Raw genomic sequence first — 20,266 nt, forward strand, 5'->3', positions numbered from 1 at the left:
GTTTAATGCTCTGATCCTGCATAACGCCGCAGATGCTGTTAAGAAAGCGAGTTGACCAGCCCCGGAGCTATGGAGTCGTGAGCCTCTGATCAAGAAACCTTCCGGTGACGAAACCATCCGGTGAATGGTTTCGCCCAAGCCGCAACGCTACAGAGGAAAACTTAGCGGCGCAGGTTGGTTTCAGGAGATCACGCCCGAAGGTCGCGTTGGGCGTAAAGCTATGCGACCCAAGCAAGAGCACGCTTCACAAAACCACCGATTTAGAATTCAAATTGATTTCACTGTTCCCGGGTGATAAGCTTGACTATAGTAGGCGGAATGCTTCCGCCTGCCAAAAATCATTTAAGCAGGGAGCAATCCTATGTATACAGTATTAGTCGCTGATGACAAAGAGGTCTTCAGAAGAAAAGTCAAGCGTATGCCTTACTTCCAGGACCACAAGGAGAAATTCGCAATCAGGTACGAAGCGCAGAACGGCCTGGAAGCGCTGGAAATTCTGCGCAGCCATGACGTGGATATGGTATTGACGGATATCCGGATGCCCTTTATCGACGGGATCGAGCTTCTGAAACATGTCAACGCCGAAAATCTGTGCAAATGCGTCATTTTATTGAGTGAATTCGCGGAGTTCAACTACGCCAAAGCAGGTATCCTGAACGGCGCTTTTGATTATGTCCTGAAACCTGTCGATGATGAGAAAATTCAGGAAACCTTTGACCGGGCCTATAACTATCTGACGACGATCAACGCGGCGGTGAACGCCCAAACCCAGAGAATAGAGACACTGGCCCGGCTTATGCTTGCCGGCGACCGGATGAACGCGCTGGCCTACGCCAAACATATTGGGGCGGGGTTACAGGCCCATGGGGCAATCACCGGAGAACGCATCGTGCAGGCCAACGATACCCTGGCACAGTTAAACAAGTACATTTTGCAGAAACGCCCCTTTTTGCACTATTATCTTCCTTTTGACGAGCTCTGCTGCCTTGACGCCAAAAAGACAACGCCCGGAAAGATTTCTGACGCTTTCAATGCATGTGTTTCGACTGTTATGGACGCCATCGAGCCTTTTTGCGTACAGTCCACAAACGAGCTGGTAGGCAGGACCTGTCAGCTCGTGCTTGAAAAGCTGGATAGCAAAGTCAGTCTGCATGGCATCGCCGACAACCTATATGTCAACCCCAAATACCTTGGCGCACTCTTCAAGAAAGAAACAGGGAGGAGCTTTGTCGATTACGTTACCTTTGCCAGGATGGAACGGGCGAAAATGCTCCTGCGCAATCCGACGCTGAAAGTTTACGAAGTAGCCGCTCAGCTCGGATACGATGACGTGGATTATTTCAGCAAGGTTTTTAAAAAGCTGACCGCTGAATCACCCAGTATTTACAGGGAGATGAGAAAACAATGAGTACCGACGGGGATGGGAAAATGGAGAACCGAAGGCGGGAGAATCAGGGTGTTTCAACAGATCCCGACAAAACGGCTCTTATGCAGGCTTATGAAGACCTGAATTCCTTCATCTATACCATATCCCACGAATTGAAAACCCCGGCGCGGGAGATCAGCCTTTATGCGGAATTCATCGAGGAAGACAATAAGGCGAATCTTCTGCCCCAGTCTGTGGAGGACATCCGTTCCATCCGCAGGACCTGCGACAGCATGACGATGATGGTCCAGCGGCTTATGGAATATTCCAAGGCGGGTTTTAAGATCATTGAACAACAGCAAATCAGCGCAGCGCTTCTTGTGCGCCAGTGCTTCGATGAGATCATGCGTTCCGTCCCCGGGCGCAAAGTCGAGCTGACGGTGGGGGATCTTCCCGAAATTATGGGAGACCTGTTTCTGATTAAGCTTATGATGACCAACATACTTTCCAACAGCATCAAGTTCACCCGCGAAAAGGCGAACGCCAGAATCAATGTCACTGCCAAGATCCTGGAAGACACGCTGGAATTTCATTTCCGGGATAACGGCATAGGATTTGATATGGCCTATGCGGGACGGATCTTCGAGGCCTTCCAGCGCCTGCAGGATGAGGACGCCTACGAAGGGAGCGGCATCGGCTTGGCAACGGTCAAGAAAATCGCCCAGCGCTTCGGCGGCGATGCCTCGATCATCGGCTGGCCCGGAAAGGGGTGTGAAGTCTGCGTCAGCTTTCCCGGAAGTCTCTTAAAAACACCCAGGGATAACAGGGAATCCGAGCGGGACGTTATTAAGGTCGGCATCATCGGAGATTTTACCGGCATATGCTCGGAACTGGAACGGGGCAAAGTTGCGGCTTACAAGCTTGCCGCCGATGAAATAAACCGGATGGGCGGAATAAACGAAAAAAAGGTGGAGCTGCTGTTCCGCGACGACCGGTCCCTTTCCGAGCTGACCCGGGAAGCCGTCAAGGAGCTGACGGAAGAGGAGCGGGTGGACGTCCTGATGGGCTCGACCCTATCCCCTTCCCGGGAGATCATGCAGCATTACGCCGATCAGACGAAAACCCTATATCTCGATACCCAGCAAACGGAAGGAGGAGTCTCCAGTCATTATACTTTCTGCCTTTCGGCGATGCCTGAACAACAGATGACCCAGATGCTGGCCTATCTCCTGCAAAAATACGGGCGGAAATGCTACGTGGTGGCTGCCGACTACAATTATGGCATCCTCTCCGCGGAATGGGTAAAGTACCTTGTGCACCAACTGGGCGGGGAGATCGTGGGCGTCGAATACCTCGACGACCGGATTACGGATTTCAACCCGCTCATAGACCGGATCCTTCAGCTCGAGGCGGATATATTGTTTTCCATCTGCGTCTTTCCCAACCACGACGCCTTTTATCTCCAATGGCATCAGCGCGGTCTCAACCATATCCCCAACGCCTCAACCATGGTCGCCGCCGAAGCTTACCAGAACGTCAGGTTTGCGCCCCCTGTGCTGGAAAATATGTACGTCATGGCTTCCTTTATCGAGGAGCTGAATACGCCGGCGGCTCAAAGGTTTGTCAAAAAGTTCAGAGCGGCTTACGATCACCGGGAAGTTCCCTATATGAGCATGGACACAGAGACCGTCTATACGGCGATGTATGTCTATAAACGCGCCGTTGAGCTGGCGGGAACGACCGATACGGAAGAGGTCATTACCGCCCTGGAATCGGGAGCCGTTTATGTTGACGGCCCTGGCGGCCGGGTGACCGTGCGCGGAGAGGATCATCATACCAGCAGAAGCCTGTCCTGTTTCCGGATCAACAACCAGCACCGGGCAGAGGAGCTGTTTTGTACCAACCCCATCCATTCGGATTACATAGAATCCATGATCGAGCAGACCATGGGCGTAAAGGGCGGCATCAAGGCCATGGGCGCCAACGCACCCAGCACCCAGTACAATATGCTCCTGAACAAATTCCGCTGGCATCCCTCCTGAAAAGCCCTTTCTGCCCAAGTATCTGCTGAGGTATCTGCCGAGGGCCCTGTCTTTCAGGACTGGCCCTACGATCCTATTGCCTTAATATCATACCGGAAAAAGGACACATTTTCCTGCCATACATTTCCTCATCCCCGCGAAATTAACAGAATAGTGGGAATTATTCAGGCCTCATCCGGCCGATTTTTCATTCGGTTTTGCCCTCCAAATCGCTATCATGAAGCTAACACAATCTATGGTGCTCCAGCATGAAAACTATTAATTCCTGCCACGCCGGCGGATCGGGAATTAATATAAAAATTATTTGGAGGTGCATAACCATGGCACATTATGAGGTCAAACCGTCTTTCTACAATTACGTTTTCAGTCCGTATTTGGAACCCGCAATCAAAGTCAACCCCGGTGATACCGTCAGCCTTTACACCGACGACGCCTTTGAAAGCCGTATAACCAGCGAGGACGTCTCCCCGAAGGCTGCCGTAAGAAACGCGAAGTTCCTCAATCCGCAATCCGGGCCGGTTTATATCAACGGAGCGGAACCTGGAGACACTTTGGCGGTACACTTTGAAAGCATCGAATTCACTCGTGACTGGGCTGTGAGCTGCGTCATGGAATACTTCGGCGGTCTTCAGTCCAACTCTATCACCAAAATGCTGCAAAAGCCCCTCGTAGAAGAAGTTTACATCTGGAAGTCAAAGGACAAGGGCCAGACCTGGACAAACGACAAGATCGGCGTTACCATTCCGGCCAATCCTTTCTGCGGGACACTGGCCACAGCCCCGGATACCGAAGCCATCCAGGCTTTGACCCCCGGACAATTCGGCGGCAATATGGACTGTCCTGATATTTGCCCGGGTCATACCATCTACCTGCCCGTGCACAACCCCGGCGCGCTGTTCTATATCGGCGACTGCCACGCGGCCCAGGGCCAGGGAGAGCTCTGCGGAGTAGCCCTTGAGATCAGCGCCAAAGCCACCCTGAAATTTGACGTCATTAAAAACAAAGTGACCAACTGGCCCCGCATAGAATCACCGGAAAAAATCATGTCGGTGGGCAGCGCAAAACCGATGGAAGATGCCGCGCGCATTGCTTATGCCGATCTCATCGACTGGATGGTCAGCGATTACGGCTTTAAAGTTCTGGATGCTTACGAGCTCCTGACCATGGTGGGCGGACTGTATGTCGCAAACATGGTCGATACCACATACTCCCTCTGCGCGTCCATTGAAAAGAAATACCTGAAACGCAACAGCTGACAGGCTGATCTGGCCTGCAGATAAGAATCATCGGAATGAGAAGGGATGGGTGACTATGGCGCCCGAGAAGCAACTGAACCCCAGTTATCGTTGGGTCATCCTAGCCATCAATTTTATCATCTGTGCCATGGCGTATGCGGGGCTTACCATGTGGGGCATGGCCTCGACAGATCTCGCCAGCACCTTTAATATCACCCCTGTCCAGGCAAGCTTAGGCGCAGCTCTCCTCATGGCCGGCTACGCCGTCGGAAGTTATGTGGAGGCCAACCTGACGTCCAAGGTTGGCTACCGCGGTGCGGGCCTTCTCGGACTCGTTTTAATGACCATCGGGACTATTGGGATACCGATGGCGGGCAACTACAACCTTATTCTCTTACTGCGTTTCCTTCAAGGCTGGGGCATCCTGTGGCTTGTTGGCGTGAACAGCTCCGTCGCCTGGTTTCCCGCCAAGCAGCGCGGCTTGGCCTCCGGCGTTATCGGCGGCGGACTGACTCTGGGCATCGGCTGCGGCGGTTGGGTCGCCACCGTCCTAATGGCAGCTGCCGGCACCTGGCAGGGCGCCTTCCGCATCTGGGGCATCATCCTGTGCGTATCCACGATTATCTGGGCCCTGCTGATGAAAGAACCTCCGAAGGGTCTCTATCCTGAAGATGCTGCCCACAGCGTTTCCAGCGGACCCCAGAAGAAAATCAATCCATTCGCCACAGCGGCCTGCTGGCTGTGTATCCTGATCCTGTTCTTCAATTGCTGGCAGCTGATCGGCTTCAATTCCATCGTCGCGAACTACCTTAAAGACGTTGGCTTTACCGCAGCCCAAGCCTCTACCGTCGTTTTACTGGCAGGACTGATCGGCGTTGCCTCGACGCCCATCGGCGGCGCCATCTCCGACCGGCTGGTCCAGAAGGGCTGGAAACCTTTAAAAGCCAGAGCCTTTACAACTGCCGTTCCCGGGTTCCTGGTCGCGGCTGTGGCCACGGCGATTTTCCCCTTCCTTGCCCAGATCTCTTTTGGAGTGGCTTGTCTGATGGCCCTATTCGTAGGGTGGGGAGTTCCCGTCACCAACGCGACCTCCGGCGCGCTGCCTATGGACCTGCTGCAGAATGAAGATGCGGCGGGACGGATGTTCGGCGCCAATATTCTCGTAGGTATCGGCGGCGGCGGCATCCTGGCCCCGATTATCGCGGCCGCCCTGGCCGAGAGTATGGGCTGGACAGCATGCTTCATGGTCCTGGCCGCCGGCGCGGCTGCCGGTACGGTCATCAGTCTGATCCTGCCAAGATTTAAGCTGGAACACTAATTCAGAGCAAACCTTTACAAGGTCGGAGAACTCATCAAAACAATCCGGTGGCGCTACGGCGCCAACCGGATTGCCGGAGTTTAAGCATCCTGTTCAGTGCGTCACCGTCTCCCGGCCGCTCAAATCAGGATGGCGAGGTACCCTACACTCGGCAGGTCATAAGGGAGACATAGAACGGTCCTAATAAAGTGGAAGAATTCGAAGACCCCCAACCTGAACGTTGGCGACCTCCTCTCGCTGTACCCCCAGGACATCTCTCCCCTGCTGGAATTACGCGCAAACCCATGGGTATGTCTTGCCAGCTGCACAGGCGGGCGGCTCCTGTATATTGACCGCACCGGAGAGGGGCCCCTTTTCTATCTGCTGGTATGGGTGCACGTGGAGCCGAACGACAGCCCATCGTCAGTTGGGCAATGATCTCTTTTGGAACATGAATCACCTTACTACTTACCTCCGATAAACAGAAATAGACCGCCCGTACAAAATGAATGCGGTCTATCTGTCTTAACTTTTAAGCCGTCCGCTCTTTAAACGGCTATTATAAGGAGTCATGTTCGCGCATGGCTCCTCTTTGGTTTTAGTATACAACCCTTCCGCAAAAGGCAATACAACAGACTAAACGCCAAAAGCGCTTGGCTTCTATTTAGAACACTACTCATCATCTGATGGGGATATACAAGTCCACCTCAGAATCCGGATGATCATACCCTAAGAAGCGCTCATCGTACAGCTCGAAGTCCTCCCGCCAGTCCATTTCTTCCTTGGTCGTGAGAAACCATGTGCCCCAGATGTAGTCAAAGGTCTGGGGCAGCATTCCCAGGGTGCCGCGGTGAGTAAACACCGCATAGCGTCCGCCGGGAATTATCTTTTGTACAAAGGGTTCGGTCAGTCCCGCAAAGGACGACACTTCTATTCCTGCTACCTCAGTGAAAAGGATGTCATCATTCATGGTGTACAGAGTGTTTTCCGCACATGCCTCGCAGATACCGAAAGCCCGCCCGTTGGGGATTCGGTTGGGAATTTGGATATATAGAGAATTGGCACGATCCCAGAGCTCCCGCAGCCGGTTGTCGCGCAGTGTGGTTTCTCCCCGAAGCCCGGCGACTTTGATCTCCGGAAGCTCGACAATTTTCGGATGCACCGTCACATTGCGAGCCAGATGATCCAACAATCCACTATCCAAACGCTCCTTACCAGCAATGAAAGTGTCCAAACGGTTTTGACGATAGGTCTGGGGACTGACTTTATAGATTGCTTTGAAGGCACGGCTAAAAGCTTCCGGAGACTCAAAGCCGTTTTCCATCGCTATATCGATAATCTTCCGGTTGGTATAGAGAATCTTCTTGGCGGCATCCGCCAAACGGCGCTTTTTAATATAGCTGCCGATGCTCTCACCCAGGATGGCTGTGAACTGCCGATTCAGATGATAATAGGAGTATCCGGCAGCCTTTGCCACATCTTCTACCTTGATGTCGCTGCCCAAGTGGTTTTCAATGTACATCACTGCATGCTCCAGTGCCTTCCGGTAGTCCACAGCAATCCTCCTTCCCTTTTAGCACAACGGCTGCCAAGCGTAAGTTTCCGGCAGGGCTTTTTCCATGTTAATTTGTATCGCCTTCGTCTGGTTTTCCAAGTGTTGAGTGATATCATAGATATGCCAGCCATTTTCCGCCCGTCCGCCCCAGCAGAGGTCAATCCTACCGTCTGCGGGCGAAATCACCATGCTCTTGGTGGTGCCGAAAAACTCCTCAAAATAATGGCAGCAGAGACCATCCGGATACTTTGCCAGCAGCATTTTCTTAAGTTGTTCTTTCGTTATCCTATCCCGGCCTGCAAGTTGTTCTTGGATATAGTCGTATCGCCTTGCCGAATGAGCCATCACCTGTGGCTCCATGGATTTAAGCTCCGGCAATACCGGGTGGTTTGTCACATAGAGCATTTGCTCTGCAGGATCGGGGCCAATCCGTTTGACCGCACTGAGGCCATCCAGTGTTTCAAACAGTGCGGCATTGCCTGCCTTATCCATCAGAATCATGTTGAGGTTGTAGGCGATGGGCATACCCTCCAGATACTCCAGCGATTCGCTTACATCCTTGCAGTTCTCCAGCAGAGCGCGGATCACCGCCCAAAACTGAAGCCCCTTAAGCTTCGGTGCCCGCATGGTGGGCAACGCCCCCACCGGAAAGCCACAGGAACTGATGGTGATCGCAAGACCGTGCTCATTAAAACCGTCATCCCGCCCAAAGTGCAGCACGCTGGTGCCCATGTGGGTGTATTTCCCTGTCACACTGGTTTTGGTTAGACAGAAATCCTCCGCTTCATGGCTGAACTCATAGTTGCGGGCTAACAGAGGTTTTCTCTCAGCGGTTAAACCGGGCAACAGCGCAATATGGCTGCACCGGGGCAGCAGATAGGTCATTCCGTAAAAAAAGACCCCCTCGGGCTTAACCGCCAAGGCGTCGGCAAATCCCCGAAGCTCGTCAGTAAGTCCGGGACACCAGCGGTCGAAAAGCTTGGCTGCTTCCTCTGCCTGCTTTGGGCCAAAGTTCTCCATTCCGGCAGTATGGGCCGCTCTTAACGGCGGGATTGCGGCAGTCAGTTTTCCTAACTGATAGCCGATTTCATAGTTCGTTCCGGTAAACTCTGCGGTATGGGTTTGTATTGTCAGCATTGTCTTGAATCCCCCTTATGTTCGTTTACTTGAGTTTACCGAAACAAGGGGAAACCCGCATGATATTTTCTGCTGTTTTGAAAAATGCAGAGGAGCTGCCAAACATGTTTGCCCTCTGCATTTTTTATAAATCTTCAGGATTTTCCACGTGCCCCGCTTGCATCGCTATGGATTTCCTAAGATATGCTTTAGAGAACAGGCGATTCTAATGAGCATTTCGCCTAACATCCCGCATATTGCTGACGCGTCCCAATCCCATTCATATTGACATAGTGTCACAAACACTCCTCTATGTGATGAACCATACCCACAGATTCAGAGACAGTCACTGATGGGAGTCCCTTAAATCGTCCCTCTAGAACTAAATTAGTAATTAAGCTTAACGTTTGCGCAACAATAAACTTCTTATGTGATCTTTAAAAGCCAGTAGATAAAAGACTATTATCCCAATTCTTAACATTGCTTTCTAACACCTTTGCTTTGACTAATGAATTAGACAAAACAAATTTGTTTAGCCATTCGACAAATGCTTCCGAACGATAACTGCAGCCATACTTTTCTCCATTTTTATAAATCCAATATGAATGGTTGTTTTGTTTATCATATAGCCAATCTATAAATTTATTTCTATATTCTATTAAGCTGTCAGAGATATCCACCGGACAATCAATTATATCTGCATCTACGCAAAATTGGATTACTATTTTCATTGAGATCACTCTCTCTTTCAAGTCTATCTCTATCGGGCAAGGATATTGAAGATCACATTCGTGATATTTACGGCAGCGGGGTTTCTGCCGACATGGTGAGCAATGTCACGGATAAAATTATGCCCTTAGTTACTGAATGGCAACCCACCCTTTGGGAAGAATCTATTCCATCGTATACAATTATACAGCTGATTAAAAAGAACACTTCACCCATCCATTCTTACTCAATATCCTCTACCTGCGCACGAGCAATCACACTCCGCAATCCGTGCCTGGACTCCTGGCTCTTGTATACGGTTTCGGATAACGTTCGATAATACGCCTTCTACAACTTATCGTATCCCGTGACACAGATAGTGCCACTGACGGCGCTGCCTATATTTGCATCTGTACCCGCTGATTACTGCTAAATTAGAAGATATGGTGTCTAATTCAAATCCAATAACATTAAATAATCATCTTCTTGCTCGGCAAAAATCTCAAAGCCTACATTTTTGTACATTTTTAGAGCATAGTTATCCTTCGCTACACTCAAAGAAGCCCACTTGTACCCATGTTCCTTTAGCTTTTCTATCATCATTTTCATCAAAACCGTTCCAATGCCTTTGCCTCTATATTCCTTAAATAAAGAAATGGCAAATTCCGGTGTTTGGTCATCTATATTCCCATAGCCTTTAATATTTCCTGCTAAAATTCTTGTCCAAACCGCGCCGATAATTTTTCTGTCAACATCTGCAACAAGACACAAATCATCGGGTTTTCCCCAATTGTCTATATAAACACCGATTTTAGGTTGTTTGATTACTTCCCTTGGCAAAAGGTTATTTTCATCGGGTTGAAAAATAGCCTCATAAAGCATATCTTCAAGTATTCCTAACTCATGCGGCTGTATTTCTCGAATTAAATATTTGCTCATTTTATCCTCCCGTCCATCCGCGCCCAATGATGGGCCATTATATTATCTGGAATTTTTATTGATATATATATTTAAAGCTTGTATTGCTTTAAATAATGCAATAATCGCTGATATATAGAGTAGAACTTCTAATATTGATTTGATAAATCCTAAACTAATACTTAAATACCCAAGGCCCCCTATAAAACCTCCCATATTTTGCATCATATCAATTTCCCCCTTTTCAAGAGTTCTTGCCGCGTCCAACCACTTGCATCATCCTCCACTTGCGGGAACGCTCTGTTGTCTGATGGAATATGGGTCCACAAGAAATACTTAATCCACTTTAGTAAATGTACTGTATCTACGGAAACACCTTATTCCATAGTAAATTACTTGGAATACCATGTATCCAATTATTACTCCTATAGAATTAAGTATCACATCATCGATGTCTGATGCCCTCCCGCTGCTTAATCCAAGATAAGCCAATATGTATTGTACAGTTTCTATTGACAATGAGCTAAGAATACCGATTAACACGGTTCTTTTAAATGACCTAAACCTACTCCAAAGCGTTGGTAAGAAGAAACCTAAGGGGAGCAGCAACAGGATATTTCCAATAAGATTCGACTCCAGATGCCTTATCATATACCCAAACGTAAAATGGTTCGGATGAAATCCTCTGAACATTTCTGTAAATGGGATGATGTTCACAGAGGGAGTTCCACCTTGTCCGTAACTTGAACTCGGATGAAGCGAAAATATCGTCACCCTGATTACTGCAAGGTAGTAGATAACAAAGGCCATCACAAGTAACTCTCTTCTGATGGATATATTTTTATAGTTCTTGCTCCATAACAAAAAAATGCCACGAAGCACAACCCACGGAACTCCTCCAAATAGAACTCCAAACACAATTACCTCAAACATATCTGACATCCTTCACTAGAGAAATTAAACACAAAAAAATAACAACCATGATACAAAGCCGAACACCTAACTTTTTTTCATTCCAGCCCTTCTCTTAAAACGTGTCTGTCATATAGCATTGCGCGTGTTCCCTAAGTCTAGTTACTACCTGCATATTGTCTCAGCTTTTGAGAACACGCTGTTGGACGAAGGTACGTCTTATATCATGCATAATCTCCTACTTTGTAATCCTTCCAAGCATCAATAAGCCATGGATGTATAGAATTAAGTTTCTCCTTCTGCTTCCATGTCCAAGTTAAGAAAACACCAACCGCCTCGTCAAGAGACTTTTCCAATGCAGTCTCAAGTTCAGGCTTAAAAGGGGAATACTCTTGATCCCAAGACATTTTATCTGCAAGGAACACTACTTTATCAAGTGTCGTTGCCCTAGCACAAAGGGTTGTATGACAGCTAACCGCATGAACGAGACTATCATTCTTCACTCCGAAAACAATTTCCGCCATTGCTGCAGACAATTTGCCATGAAGCAAATATGGCACCCTTTTCTCTGCAGTAACTGGTTCTAAACCTAAATCAAGAGCAGTTTGCAGCATTTGTGACGTTGAAAAAATCAAACTAATATCATGAAGTAATCCTGCGCTATATGCTGCTTCCGAATCCACATCATATATTGGGGCTAGACGTTGAGCTGTCTTAGCCACTGCCAAAACATGTTTAGCGACGTCTTGTCGTCCATGATGATGAAGAAGGCCCAATACATCAGTAGTAATATCTCCTGAAAATGAAAATCCCTCAAAAGCATTTGATAAAGACTTATGCACTGAAAAACCTCCTATTGATTACCAGGGCTTTCGTCTAACATCCCGCGGAGAGCCGCCATGGACGGCGGCCCCTTGAGCCCTTTGTCTGATTTGCTCACATGCTATGAATACCTCGAAATAAACATACCGGTAATTCAATTTTACTCTAAATACATTTTTACTTGTTTATAAATTGAAAAAGAAAAAATAAAACCACAATAATTATGACTGTAGTAAAAATCTGATTAAGGCACCCACCTTGTGTTAGTCCCCTTAAGTCACCAAACTGTGCACGGTTTACTGAGTCTGCAAAATTTATCATTGGCTTTTTTTCATATTCTTCTCTTTTGCGTTTCTCATGTTTATCCTGTTCATCTTTTATATCCAAAATTTCACCTTCCTGCTAGTTTAGTCAGCAGTGAGTATGTACTCCCTTTCCCGATCTTATCATTGTGTGTATTAAATCACAAAAAATAAATTGTACTCATTCATCAAGGTTGGCTTCATATACTTTAGAAGAATCTCCATTAGGATAAAAGCCTTCGCCAATATAATGGAAATCATATTTCTCGTAAAACCCATTTAATTCAGTGCAAAGATAAATTTTCTTAAAGCCCTCTTGTTCAGCATCTTTCTTAACCTGCTCAATCAGCAGAGCTCCTAATCCTTTTCCGCGGTAGGGCTCTTCAATATAAAGAGAACACAGCCATGGTGATAAGTCAGGTCTACTAATAAAATCATGGTCTATCAGACCTATACACCCTATGATGTGCTCGTCATCTTCCAGCAGATACCAATATGGTACAGACTCCCCGATACTTACACAACCAAAAATACTATCTTGATACAACGGGTAGTTGGTTTCATTTCCCCATTTACTATGAATATATCTTGCCGCAACTTCTTTATAATCAGGTTCTTGCCGTATTGAAATAATCCTCATTTGTTATCTCCTCATGGTATAAGCAATACTTTCTTTCACCTTCTCAAACAAATGCGAAAGAATACCACAAATTCTTTTCATCAGCCCCAAGGATGGCGCGGCTTTTGCACGATATGTCCTAGAGCGTTCTCTGTATTCCCGACGCGCCCTACTGCTTCCATCTCTTCTCAGTGTCGGTAATACGCTTTTCTACGACCTATCGTGTCCCCAGACCAGGACTGCGCCATGGACGGTGCTGCCTTGAGCCGAGATAAAGATTTCTGCGGCATAAAAAATAATGAGAAGTAAGGTGGTGTTGACAAACTCGGACTAACGCTGGGATAAGGTAAATTTATTAGGGTTTGTTTATTTCAGGATAAGGCATCTTAGTAATTATGATTGGAGTGCTTAAATCAACATTCGGCAGTTGTTGTGGACCACCTTTACCCGGCAGAGACAGAGCTTTTTGAGCCTCTGCGGGCAAAGGATCGGCTATAGAATTTCTAATAATAACTTTTCGTTCCAACTGTACGCTTTCTACGGATAAAGTATTTTGGTCCTTTTCTTCTACACTTACTTCCTTTTTCTCTACACTTACTTCCACATTACTGCAACCAACCAAAGCCAAACTCAATGCCAAAACCGAAGCTGTTAAAATTATACCTTTTTTCAAATCTTCACCTCCAAAGCAATACCCTCATTACTCTATATAATGACTATGGGATGAACCATCACTTATGACTCCTTCCCACGAGTCTTAATTTGAGCCTATAGCTTAGTTCCAAGTTCCCATATCCCTTAATGCAAAAATACGCCAAGTTGCTTCCCGCACCATGGGCGGCGCTGCCTTTGCACGATATGTCCTAGAACGTTCCAGGTATTCACGAAGCGTCATGCTTACCTTCATCTTGGCCAGTTTCGTAAATGCTGTTCCATGCGCTGGCCCAGGCTTTCATCACTTCTCTCTCCAATACCTAATCTGGTAAAATTACGATATGCCCGTTTATAACCGTAGTTCATGGCTAGACTATAAAAGATATTAACCCGTGATTTGCTTATTCGCTTTACTATGCTCCTCCACGAGTGGAACTTTCCTCTAAATTCGTTATAGCCATTTAACAATTCCTTACAGTTCATTCGTTTGGGTACATACGCAACCCTTGTTTTACCGTTGTAATGATCCCAATCAACGTCAAGTAATCGGCCTTCTTTTTTGTACTGCTCATAGATACTGGTTCCTGGGAAAGGAGTTAAAATGCTTGCCGTTACCCCATCAACCCCGATCTTATTGCACGCTTTTAGGGTTGTTTCAAACACGTCTAATGTGTCAGAGTCAAATCCAAAAACAATACCAGCCTGGATACTGATTCCATGTCGATGAAGTTTATTTACAACCTTCCCATACTCTTCTATTTTATTAAAGTTCTTATTCGCATCTCTAAGCCCCTGTTCAGAAAATGATTCCAGACCCAGAAACAAGTACAAACACCCTGCGGATTTTGCCAGGCTAAGCAGTTCTTCATCCTCGCAACTATACGCCGTTACCTGTGCAGCCCATCTCTTGTTTAACCTTGCCAACTCTTTCAATAAGGCTTTCGTGTAGACCGGATCGGCAAAGAAATTGTCATCCCAAAAGACGAAATACTTATTGGGCATACTGCCTATATCCTTTATTACCTCATCAACCGGGCGGGTTCTAAGCTTATTATGATAGATTTTCTTAAGACTACAATAACTACAATGATGTGGGCACCCCCGTGAAGCAAAAACAGCACCGCTTGTAAATCTATGGCCAACAATCAAATCCCTACGAGGTATCGGCAGACCATCAAGGCTGGGAACCTGTAGACTTGTGTAAACTTTTTGCATGTTCCCGGAAAGAAAGTCTTTTAAGAATTCAGGCCAGGTTTCTTCAGCCTCCCCTACGAAAATAGTATCGCCATGGCAAGCTGCTTCCTCCGGATTTAAAGTCACATGCGGTCCACCTAAAGCTACCCAAGCCCCCAGCTCGCGAAACCTTTTAGAAACACTATAAACGTGAGGAGCATTTGGCGTATTTACAGTAATCGCAACCAAGTCAACCTTTTCGAAGAGGATTGGTTCTGTATATTCATCCAATAACCTTATGCTATATTCTTCTGGAACGAACCCGGCAAGATATGGCATGGTTAATTGGGTAAAGTTATTCAATTGATGGGCTTTGAATTTATTAATTTCTGAGTTTTCAGGAGTAATCATTAGCAATGTCGGCATAATATCTCCAATCTTCCTGTCTACAAAGGTAATCATTCACTGGGCTTTCGCATGACGCCCTGCGTGTCCGAAGTCTGGTTTCTACCTGTACATTATCTTAGATTTTGAGAATACGCTGTTACAGGAAACGGTGCCCCCTAGCCAGAAAGCCGCCATGGATAGCGGCTCCCTTAAAGATTGTTCTTCTATGCGTCAAATGTTAATGTTAAATCCTTTAGGTTTATTACTACGCCAACGCTCATTAGGAGATCTAAACCCAATAAGGCGTACATTTCACTTTTTGGATCGATGACTCCAAAATCCATTTAATGTCCTCAAAGAACCCTTTAATACCGCTCATTTTCGATTATAATATTCACTATCTAAAATAGAGTATACTACCGAGTTTCTCCACCACCCTTTTATCCATCTATGTTCCCTATAGCAACCTTCTTTATCATACCTATCTTTTCCAAGACTTTTATAGATGAGGCATTTCTTAAATCACACATTGCTTCAATTCTATGTAAGCCTAACTTTTCAAATCCCAGGCTCACAACCTCACTTGCTACTTCAGTAGCATATCCTTTTCCCCAATATTCTTTATTAAGCCTGTACACAAGCTCCCCTCTTTGTGTTGAATATTAGGCATGTTCAAACCACACTCTCGATTAAACAATTGCTAAGTTTTTCAATTATAGCAAATCGCACAAAGATGCGAGGATTATCTTTCTGAAATTGAAGGAACCTATTTATATATGCATTTGAGCCTTCTTCTGTAGTGGCATCTTGCATCATGAAATGAAGAACTTCTGAATCAGAAAGGTAATAATGCATTTCATTTAAATCTTCTTCTTTAAACCCCCTTAAAGTTAGACGTGCGGATTGTATTGGAAGAAATATAGTCAAAATGATCAGCTCCTGCAAAAATAATCAGCAATAAATTCCGCCATGGATGGCGGGCGGCCCTGCAGAAATGTAATATAATGTTCCGTGAATTTGCGTAGCGTCTTTCCCCATGCACCTATGCAAAGTTACGTGAATTCACTGTTAGCCGAAATTTTCCATGCTTCTATGAAAACTTATGCAAATAATTCTCTGAACATACAGGATTTCCCTCCTTTCTGTCTAATTGTAGTAGAGAATAAAAAGAGGTAGGTAAATCTTGTGGAAAAATTCAATCTTGAAAATATAAATAAAAACTCATATCATATAGCAGTAGCGTTGCATAAAAGCATCCGCAAAAAAGTCAAATTCTATATTTCCTAAAAAACAGCGAAATAACCTCAAAATCACCCCATGCTCCTGATTATTCCTGTAAGATCAATAAAAAAATCCTTATAATAAGAGATAGGGTAGTCCTTGCCCAAATCTCAAATATAAGGAGATCAAAATGCAGGACAAGGATACTACACAATCCACATTTACGCAAGTGTTTCAGCCGTTTTTTTCTAAGGATCTTTGGAGAAAAATTGATCAAGAAGTTCCCAACCTCGATCAAAGGAATTATAAACTTAAAACAAATCAGCTCACTCTCCTTATCAGCCACGCTCAACTTCAAGAATACAAGGCTTTACGAAAGATCAGTTCAAACGTTCAAAGCAACGATTTCAGTGAGGCAATAGGCTTAGAAAGCATTAGTCATAGCCAGATTTCCCGTCGGTTAAGAACCTTACCCATCAAAGTTTCAGAAATGCTGTTTAAAGGTGTTTTAAACAAAGTTGCTCAAAAGAAAGGGGATGGCAAGATTCAACAGCGTCTTGGAAAGTTATACATGATTGATGCATCTGTTATCAGTCTATGCCTTTCCCGTTTTCCTTGGGCCGTATTTCGGAAGACTAAGGCCGGTGTTAAAATGCACTTGCGCTTAAGCTTTGACGAAATGGCTATTCCAGACGAAGTCATTATTACTCCGGCAAAGACAGCTGATCGAAAGAAGTTGGATGAGCTCATTGTTGTGGACAAGGATGCTTTAACTATTTTCGATCGGGGTTACATTGACTACTTGCTGTTTGATGAGTACTGCGAAAAAGAGATACGCTTTGTTACTCGCCTCAAAAACAATGCGGTCATCGAGTTTACAGGTGTTGAACGCCCTGTCGAAGAAGAAGGGAGTATTGAAGAAGACGTTGATATCATTTTAGGGACGGGTACTCGCAAAATGAAGCATACCCTTCGCGAAGTGACCATCGATGATAACGTCAATGAACCCTTTACCATCTTGACCAATGACTTTGACCTAAGTGCCGAGGAACTAGGAGAGGTCTACCGGTATCGCTGGCAAATTGAATTGTTTTTTAAATGGCTTAAGCAACATGCTCAGATTAAGCACTTTTACGGCACAAGCGAAGCCGCTGTGATTAATCAAATTCGCTTAGATCTGATGACCTATTGCACTTTAATATTGCTCAAACTTGAAGTGGAGCACCAGAGAGACTTACTAACCTTGCAAAGAATGCTAATCGCCTGTCTCTATGAGAGCTATGATGAATTTTTAGGAAAACTCCGACGGCGAAGAAGAAAAGGTTCAAAAAGGATTAAGCATGATACGATCTACCAAATGACAGACCATTACATCATGGCCGAGGAAGACACAGAATGGTTAAATGACTTAATCTATGATCCCGTAATTTTGTAAGATATATGTGTAGAAATGTGGAAAAGGACTATCTGTTAGTTCATTGCTTTTTTGGACTTTCAAAGAGAACTCTATATGGTTGTATACACCAATTGAGGTAAATAGTTGAAGGTAATGCAGGGTGAACTTTTGGGTTGACAATAAACTTATTAACTTAATGCAACGCTACTGATCATATAGGTAACCTCAATAAAAAAATAATTGAATTATTAAATTTAAATATACAAGAAAATACCAAGATAATAATAGGTCAAGATAAAATAAAGTATACTGAAAAACACAAACACAAGTTTGCTTCTTATGATGAATATAAACAGCATATTGAAATGGCTCCTGAAATAGTAGCCTCTCCAGATTATGTAGCTTTGCATCCGAATGGAGAAAGTATTGAATTTATTAAAATGGTAGATGAAATTATTTTGGTTGCCGTAAGAGTGCGTCAACATGGCAACCTTTGGGTTAAATCGATCTTCCCAATTACTCAATCTAAATTAGAAATTTATATTAAATCTGGAACAGCAAAAAAGGTACAATAGCAATTATTTAACTATTAGATAACAACAAATTATTGACCATGAACAACGATAATGTGTATAATATAGATAATTAAACATAAGCATATAAATGAAGGTTATTTGAGGACAGAACAGGCATCTGTCACGCCCTTGTGGTTTGGAAAGAGATGTGGGATACGCCACCCCACCAAATAACCTTCACTAAGTAGGACCTCCGCAAAGGGGGTCTTTTCTCATTTCTACAAAAACTAATCCAAAACCAACTCTTTGTTCCACTCACGCTTCCCACCCCCGCCGTCGACTTCGGCCCTACGAACGAAGACCCCTCACCAAGTATTGTTGTCCATTCTGGGTCTGTCACTCTGGAGATCCGGAATACCGCATATCCCACCCTGATCGAAAACACCTTGCGGGCTCTCCATCATGTTCGGTAATCTCTCAGGCGCTGAGAAAATCTACATCGCTTGCGGATAAAGTCCTGCCCAAATCGAAATTGGGTCAGGCGTTGAGTTATGCCTTAAACCATAAATAGGAGTTTATGAATTATCTGTTGGACGGAAATTGGATACTGGCCGAACTCTACACCCGGCAGCTGGTTGAAAATATAGTAAGGGTACTTGTAGGGACTTAAACCCTCCTATAATAAATACTTTTCCGTTAATTCGTCTAATTCTACAAGTGTGCACCAGAAGCCACACTCCGTAATCCACGTATGGATGCGCAGCCTTTTGTGTAGGTTTCGGATAACGTTCTGCGTATTCCCGAAGTCTGGTTACTACATTCATATTGTCTCAGATTTTGGAAATACGCTGTTAGGTGAAGTTCGTCACCTTCTATTCTAGATAGCCGTTCCTATCTTTCTTTAACCATTCAATTAGGTTATCTTCCCGAACCTTGCTAATTTTAGACAATGAATTTGGCGTCCATTCGTAAAATCCTGAGCCTGTTTTTGTACCAAGCCTACCTTCATCAATGGGTGCTGTCAATGTATGTGAAACACTTGTATCGTTGCAAAGATCTTTGAATAGATAAGATGAAATGTCATAAATAATATCTAAGCCACTTAAATCGGCGCTCTCAAGTGGACCAGTTGTAGATAAGCGACGACCTAGAGCATACTTAATCGTTGTATCGATTGCTTCTTTCGTGGCAACCCCTGAATCTATTAGAGAAAGTGCCTCTCGAAGCATAGCAAACTGTAGACGATTACCGATAAAACCTAAAGCTTCCTTCTTTAAGATTACTGGTTTTTTGCCAATCTTAAGTAATAATTTTGACGTAATATTAGTGGTGTTCTGGGAAGTGTATTGTCCAGGAACAATTTCTACTAATGGTATGAGATGCGGTGGATTCCAAAAATGGGCAACGATAAAACGTTCTTTATATTCCAGGCTTTCGGCAATTGCCGATGTGGTTAGACCCGAGGTACTTGAAGCAAAGATAGTATTAACTAAACATAACCTCTCCATTTTAGCAAATATTTCCTGCTTAGCTGAAAGGTTTTCGACAATTGATTCGATAACGAAGTCAACACCATCAGCTGCTTCTTCTAATGTTGTAACGCCTTTTATTCGTCCAATGATTTCCGGAATATCTGAGTCTTTAACTAAACCATGTTCCCGAAATTTTTTAAGCATATCCGTAATTGCATTCATACCACGCTTTATACTATCATTCGAGCGGCCATACATATTAACTTCATATCCAGCTAGAGCGAATGTTAGGGTTATACCAGGACCAACTGTACCCGTTCCCAAGTTACAGATTCTTCCAATACCTTCTACATTCATTTCAAACACTCCCCTTGGAACATAATCTTCCAGATCCAGAGGCCGCCATGGACGCGGATCCCTGAACCTCCGCATATTTACGATATATAAGACTAGTGGATAGTCGCAACCACTTTTTGAAAATCAGCCATGAAGTATAAACTTACTCGACTACATTCAAATAAACCTCGAAAAACCGTGACTATGTTTGACACTATGA

20 protein-coding genes and 1 pseudogene are annotated in these 20,266 nt (G+C 45.1%); 7 read left to right on the plus strand and 14 right to left on the minus strand.

Annotated elements, in window-relative coordinates:
- Positions 1 to 361: 361 nt before the first annotated feature.
- From DHAF_RS19870 to DHAF_RS19885, 4 genes are all read left to right on the plus strand, one after another.
- Positions 362 to 1,408 carry a response regulator transcription factor gene (locus tag DHAF_RS19870; RefSeq protein WP_015944925.1) on the plus strand — a complete coding sequence of 349 codons (1,047 nt, stop codon included), beginning with the start codon at positions 362 to 364 and terminating at the stop codon, positions 1,406 to 1,408.
- Positions 1,405 to 3,408, plus strand: a complete 2,004-nt coding sequence (locus tag DHAF_RS19875; RefSeq protein ID WP_242659903.1) for an ABC transporter substrate-binding protein — start codon at positions 1,405 to 1,407, stop codon at positions 3,406 to 3,408. The genes DHAF_RS19870 and DHAF_RS19875 overlap by 4 nt, the downstream gene beginning before the upstream one ends.
- A 320-nt stretch (positions 3,409 to 3,728) precedes the next feature.
- Entirely contained in the window at positions 3,729 to 4,664 is a 936-nt protein-coding gene (locus tag DHAF_RS19880; protein WP_015944927.1) for an acetamidase/formamidase family protein, read from the plus strand.
- A 55-nt stretch (positions 4,665 to 4,719) separates the two neighbouring features.
- Complete coding sequence (locus DHAF_RS19885; protein ID WP_015944928.1) at positions 4,720 to 5,961, plus strand: MFS transporter; 1,242 nt, start codon at positions 4,720 to 4,722, stop codon at positions 5,959 to 5,961.
- A gap of 658 nt (positions 5,962 to 6,619) precedes the next feature.
- Here DHAF_RS19885 and DHAF_RS19890 read toward each other — a convergent pair.
- The 3 genes from DHAF_RS19890 to DHAF_RS19900 all read right to left on the minus strand — a co-directional run bounded on the left by DHAF_RS19890 (position 6,620) and on the right by DHAF_RS19900 (position 9,342).
- Positions 6,620 to 7,495, minus strand: coding sequence for an AraC family transcriptional regulator (locus DHAF_RS19890; RefSeq protein ID WP_015944929.1), 876 nt, complete (start codon positions 7,493 to 7,495; stop codon positions 6,620 to 6,622).
- Between the two features lie 18 nt (positions 7,496 to 7,513).
- Positions 7,514 to 8,632, minus strand: coding sequence for a C45 family autoproteolytic acyltransferase/hydrolase (locus DHAF_RS19895; RefSeq protein WP_015944930.1), 1,119 nt, complete (start codon positions 8,630 to 8,632; stop codon positions 7,514 to 7,516).
- A gap of 416 nt (positions 8,633 to 9,048) precedes the next feature.
- Complete coding sequence (locus DHAF_RS19900) at positions 9,049 to 9,342, minus strand: hypothetical protein (RefSeq protein WP_015944931.1); 294 nt, start codon at positions 9,340 to 9,342, stop codon at positions 9,049 to 9,051.
- 38 nt (positions 9,343 to 9,380) lie between these two features.
- On the opposite strand from DHAF_RS19900, the pseudogene DHAF_RS26825 reads away from it, so the two are divergent.
- Positions 9,381 to 9,520 (plus strand): annotated as a pseudogene (locus DHAF_RS26825) (transposase); the annotation flags it as partial.
- Positions 9,521 to 9,769: 249 nt separating this feature from the next.
- On the opposite strand, the gene DHAF_RS19905 reads toward DHAF_RS26825, so the two are convergent.
- The 10 genes from DHAF_RS19905 to DHAF_RS26620 form a co-directional block, all read right to left on the minus strand.
- Positions 9,770 to 10,258, minus strand: coding sequence for a GNAT family N-acetyltransferase (locus tag DHAF_RS19905; protein ID WP_015944932.1), 489 nt, complete (start codon positions 10,256 to 10,258; stop codon positions 9,770 to 9,772).
- A 42-nt stretch (positions 10,259 to 10,300) separates the two neighbouring features.
- Positions 10,301 to 10,465 (minus strand): hypothetical protein, encoded by a 165-nt coding sequence (locus DHAF_RS26180; RefSeq protein WP_015944933.1) that lies wholly within the window; start codon positions 10,463 to 10,465, stop codon positions 10,301 to 10,303.
- Between the two features lie 108 nt (positions 10,466 to 10,573).
- On the minus strand, positions 10,574 to 11,170 hold the full coding sequence (locus DHAF_RS19915) for a VanZ family protein (protein ID WP_015944934.1): 597 nt from the start codon (positions 11,168 to 11,170) through the stop codon (positions 10,574 to 10,576).
- 203 nt (positions 11,171 to 11,373) lie between these two features.
- Positions 11,374 to 11,991 (minus strand): bis(5'-nucleosyl)-tetraphosphatase (symmetrical) YqeK, encoded by a 618-nt coding sequence (yqeK, locus tag DHAF_RS19920; RefSeq protein ID WP_015944935.1) that lies wholly within the window; start codon positions 11,989 to 11,991, stop codon positions 11,374 to 11,376.
- A gap of 157 nt (positions 11,992 to 12,148) precedes the next feature.
- Positions 12,149 to 12,358 (minus strand): DUF6366 family protein, encoded by a 210-nt coding sequence (locus DHAF_RS19925; RefSeq protein ID WP_015944936.1) that lies wholly within the window; start codon positions 12,356 to 12,358, stop codon positions 12,149 to 12,151.
- Between the two features lie 96 nt (positions 12,359 to 12,454).
- Positions 12,455 to 12,913, minus strand: a complete 459-nt coding sequence (locus DHAF_RS19930) for a GNAT family N-acetyltransferase (protein ID WP_015944937.1) — start codon at positions 12,911 to 12,913, stop codon at positions 12,455 to 12,457.
- 334 nt (positions 12,914 to 13,247) lie between these two features.
- A complete protein-coding gene (locus tag DHAF_RS19935) occupies positions 13,248 to 13,565 on the minus strand; it encodes a hypothetical protein (RefSeq protein ID WP_015944938.1) in 318 nt (105 codons plus the stop codon).
- Between the two features lie 230 nt (positions 13,566 to 13,795).
- Positions 13,796 to 15,145: a B12-binding domain-containing radical SAM protein gene (locus tag DHAF_RS19940; RefSeq protein ID WP_015944939.1), complete on the minus strand. Its 1,350-nt coding sequence runs from the start codon at positions 15,143 to 15,145 to the stop codon at positions 13,796 to 13,798.
- Positions 15,146 to 15,546: 401 nt separating this feature from the next.
- Positions 15,547 to 15,744: a GNAT family N-acetyltransferase gene (locus DHAF_RS26615; protein WP_049769583.1), complete on the minus strand. Its 198-nt coding sequence runs from the start codon at positions 15,742 to 15,744 to the stop codon at positions 15,547 to 15,549.
- A 34-nt stretch (positions 15,745 to 15,778) separates the two neighbouring features.
- Complete coding sequence (locus tag DHAF_RS26620; RefSeq protein ID WP_041272005.1) at positions 15,779 to 16,033, minus strand: GNAT family N-acetyltransferase; 255 nt, start codon at positions 16,031 to 16,033, stop codon at positions 15,779 to 15,781.
- A 484-nt stretch (positions 16,034 to 16,517) separates the two neighbouring features.
- On the opposite strand from DHAF_RS26620, the gene DHAF_RS19955 reads away from it, so the two are divergent.
- Together DHAF_RS19955 and DHAF_RS25935 are read left to right on the plus strand one after the other, a co-directional pair.
- On the plus strand, positions 16,518 to 17,762 hold the full coding sequence (locus tag DHAF_RS19955; protein WP_015944941.1) for an IS4-like element ISDha4 family transposase: 1,245 nt from the start codon (positions 16,518 to 16,520) through the stop codon (positions 17,760 to 17,762).
- Between the two features lie 176 nt (positions 17,763 to 17,938).
- On the plus strand, positions 17,939 to 18,298 hold the full coding sequence (locus DHAF_RS25935; protein WP_158304538.1) for a PBECR3 domain-containing polyvalent protein: 360 nt from the start codon (positions 17,939 to 17,941) through the stop codon (positions 18,296 to 18,298).
- An 812-nt stretch (positions 18,299 to 19,110) separates the two neighbouring features.
- On the opposite strand, the gene DHAF_RS19965 is transcribed toward DHAF_RS25935, so the two are convergent.
- On the minus strand, positions 19,111 to 20,067 hold the full coding sequence (locus DHAF_RS19965) for a 3-hydroxyacyl-CoA dehydrogenase family protein (protein WP_015944942.1): 957 nt from the start codon (positions 20,065 to 20,067) through the stop codon (positions 19,111 to 19,113).
- Between the last annotated feature and the right edge of the window lie 199 nt (positions 20,068 to 20,266).

The organism is Desulfitobacterium hafniense DCB-2, from assembly GCF_000021925.1.
Lineage (GTDB): Bacteria > Bacillota > Desulfitobacteriia > Desulfitobacteriales > Desulfitobacteriaceae > Desulfitobacterium > Desulfitobacterium hafniense.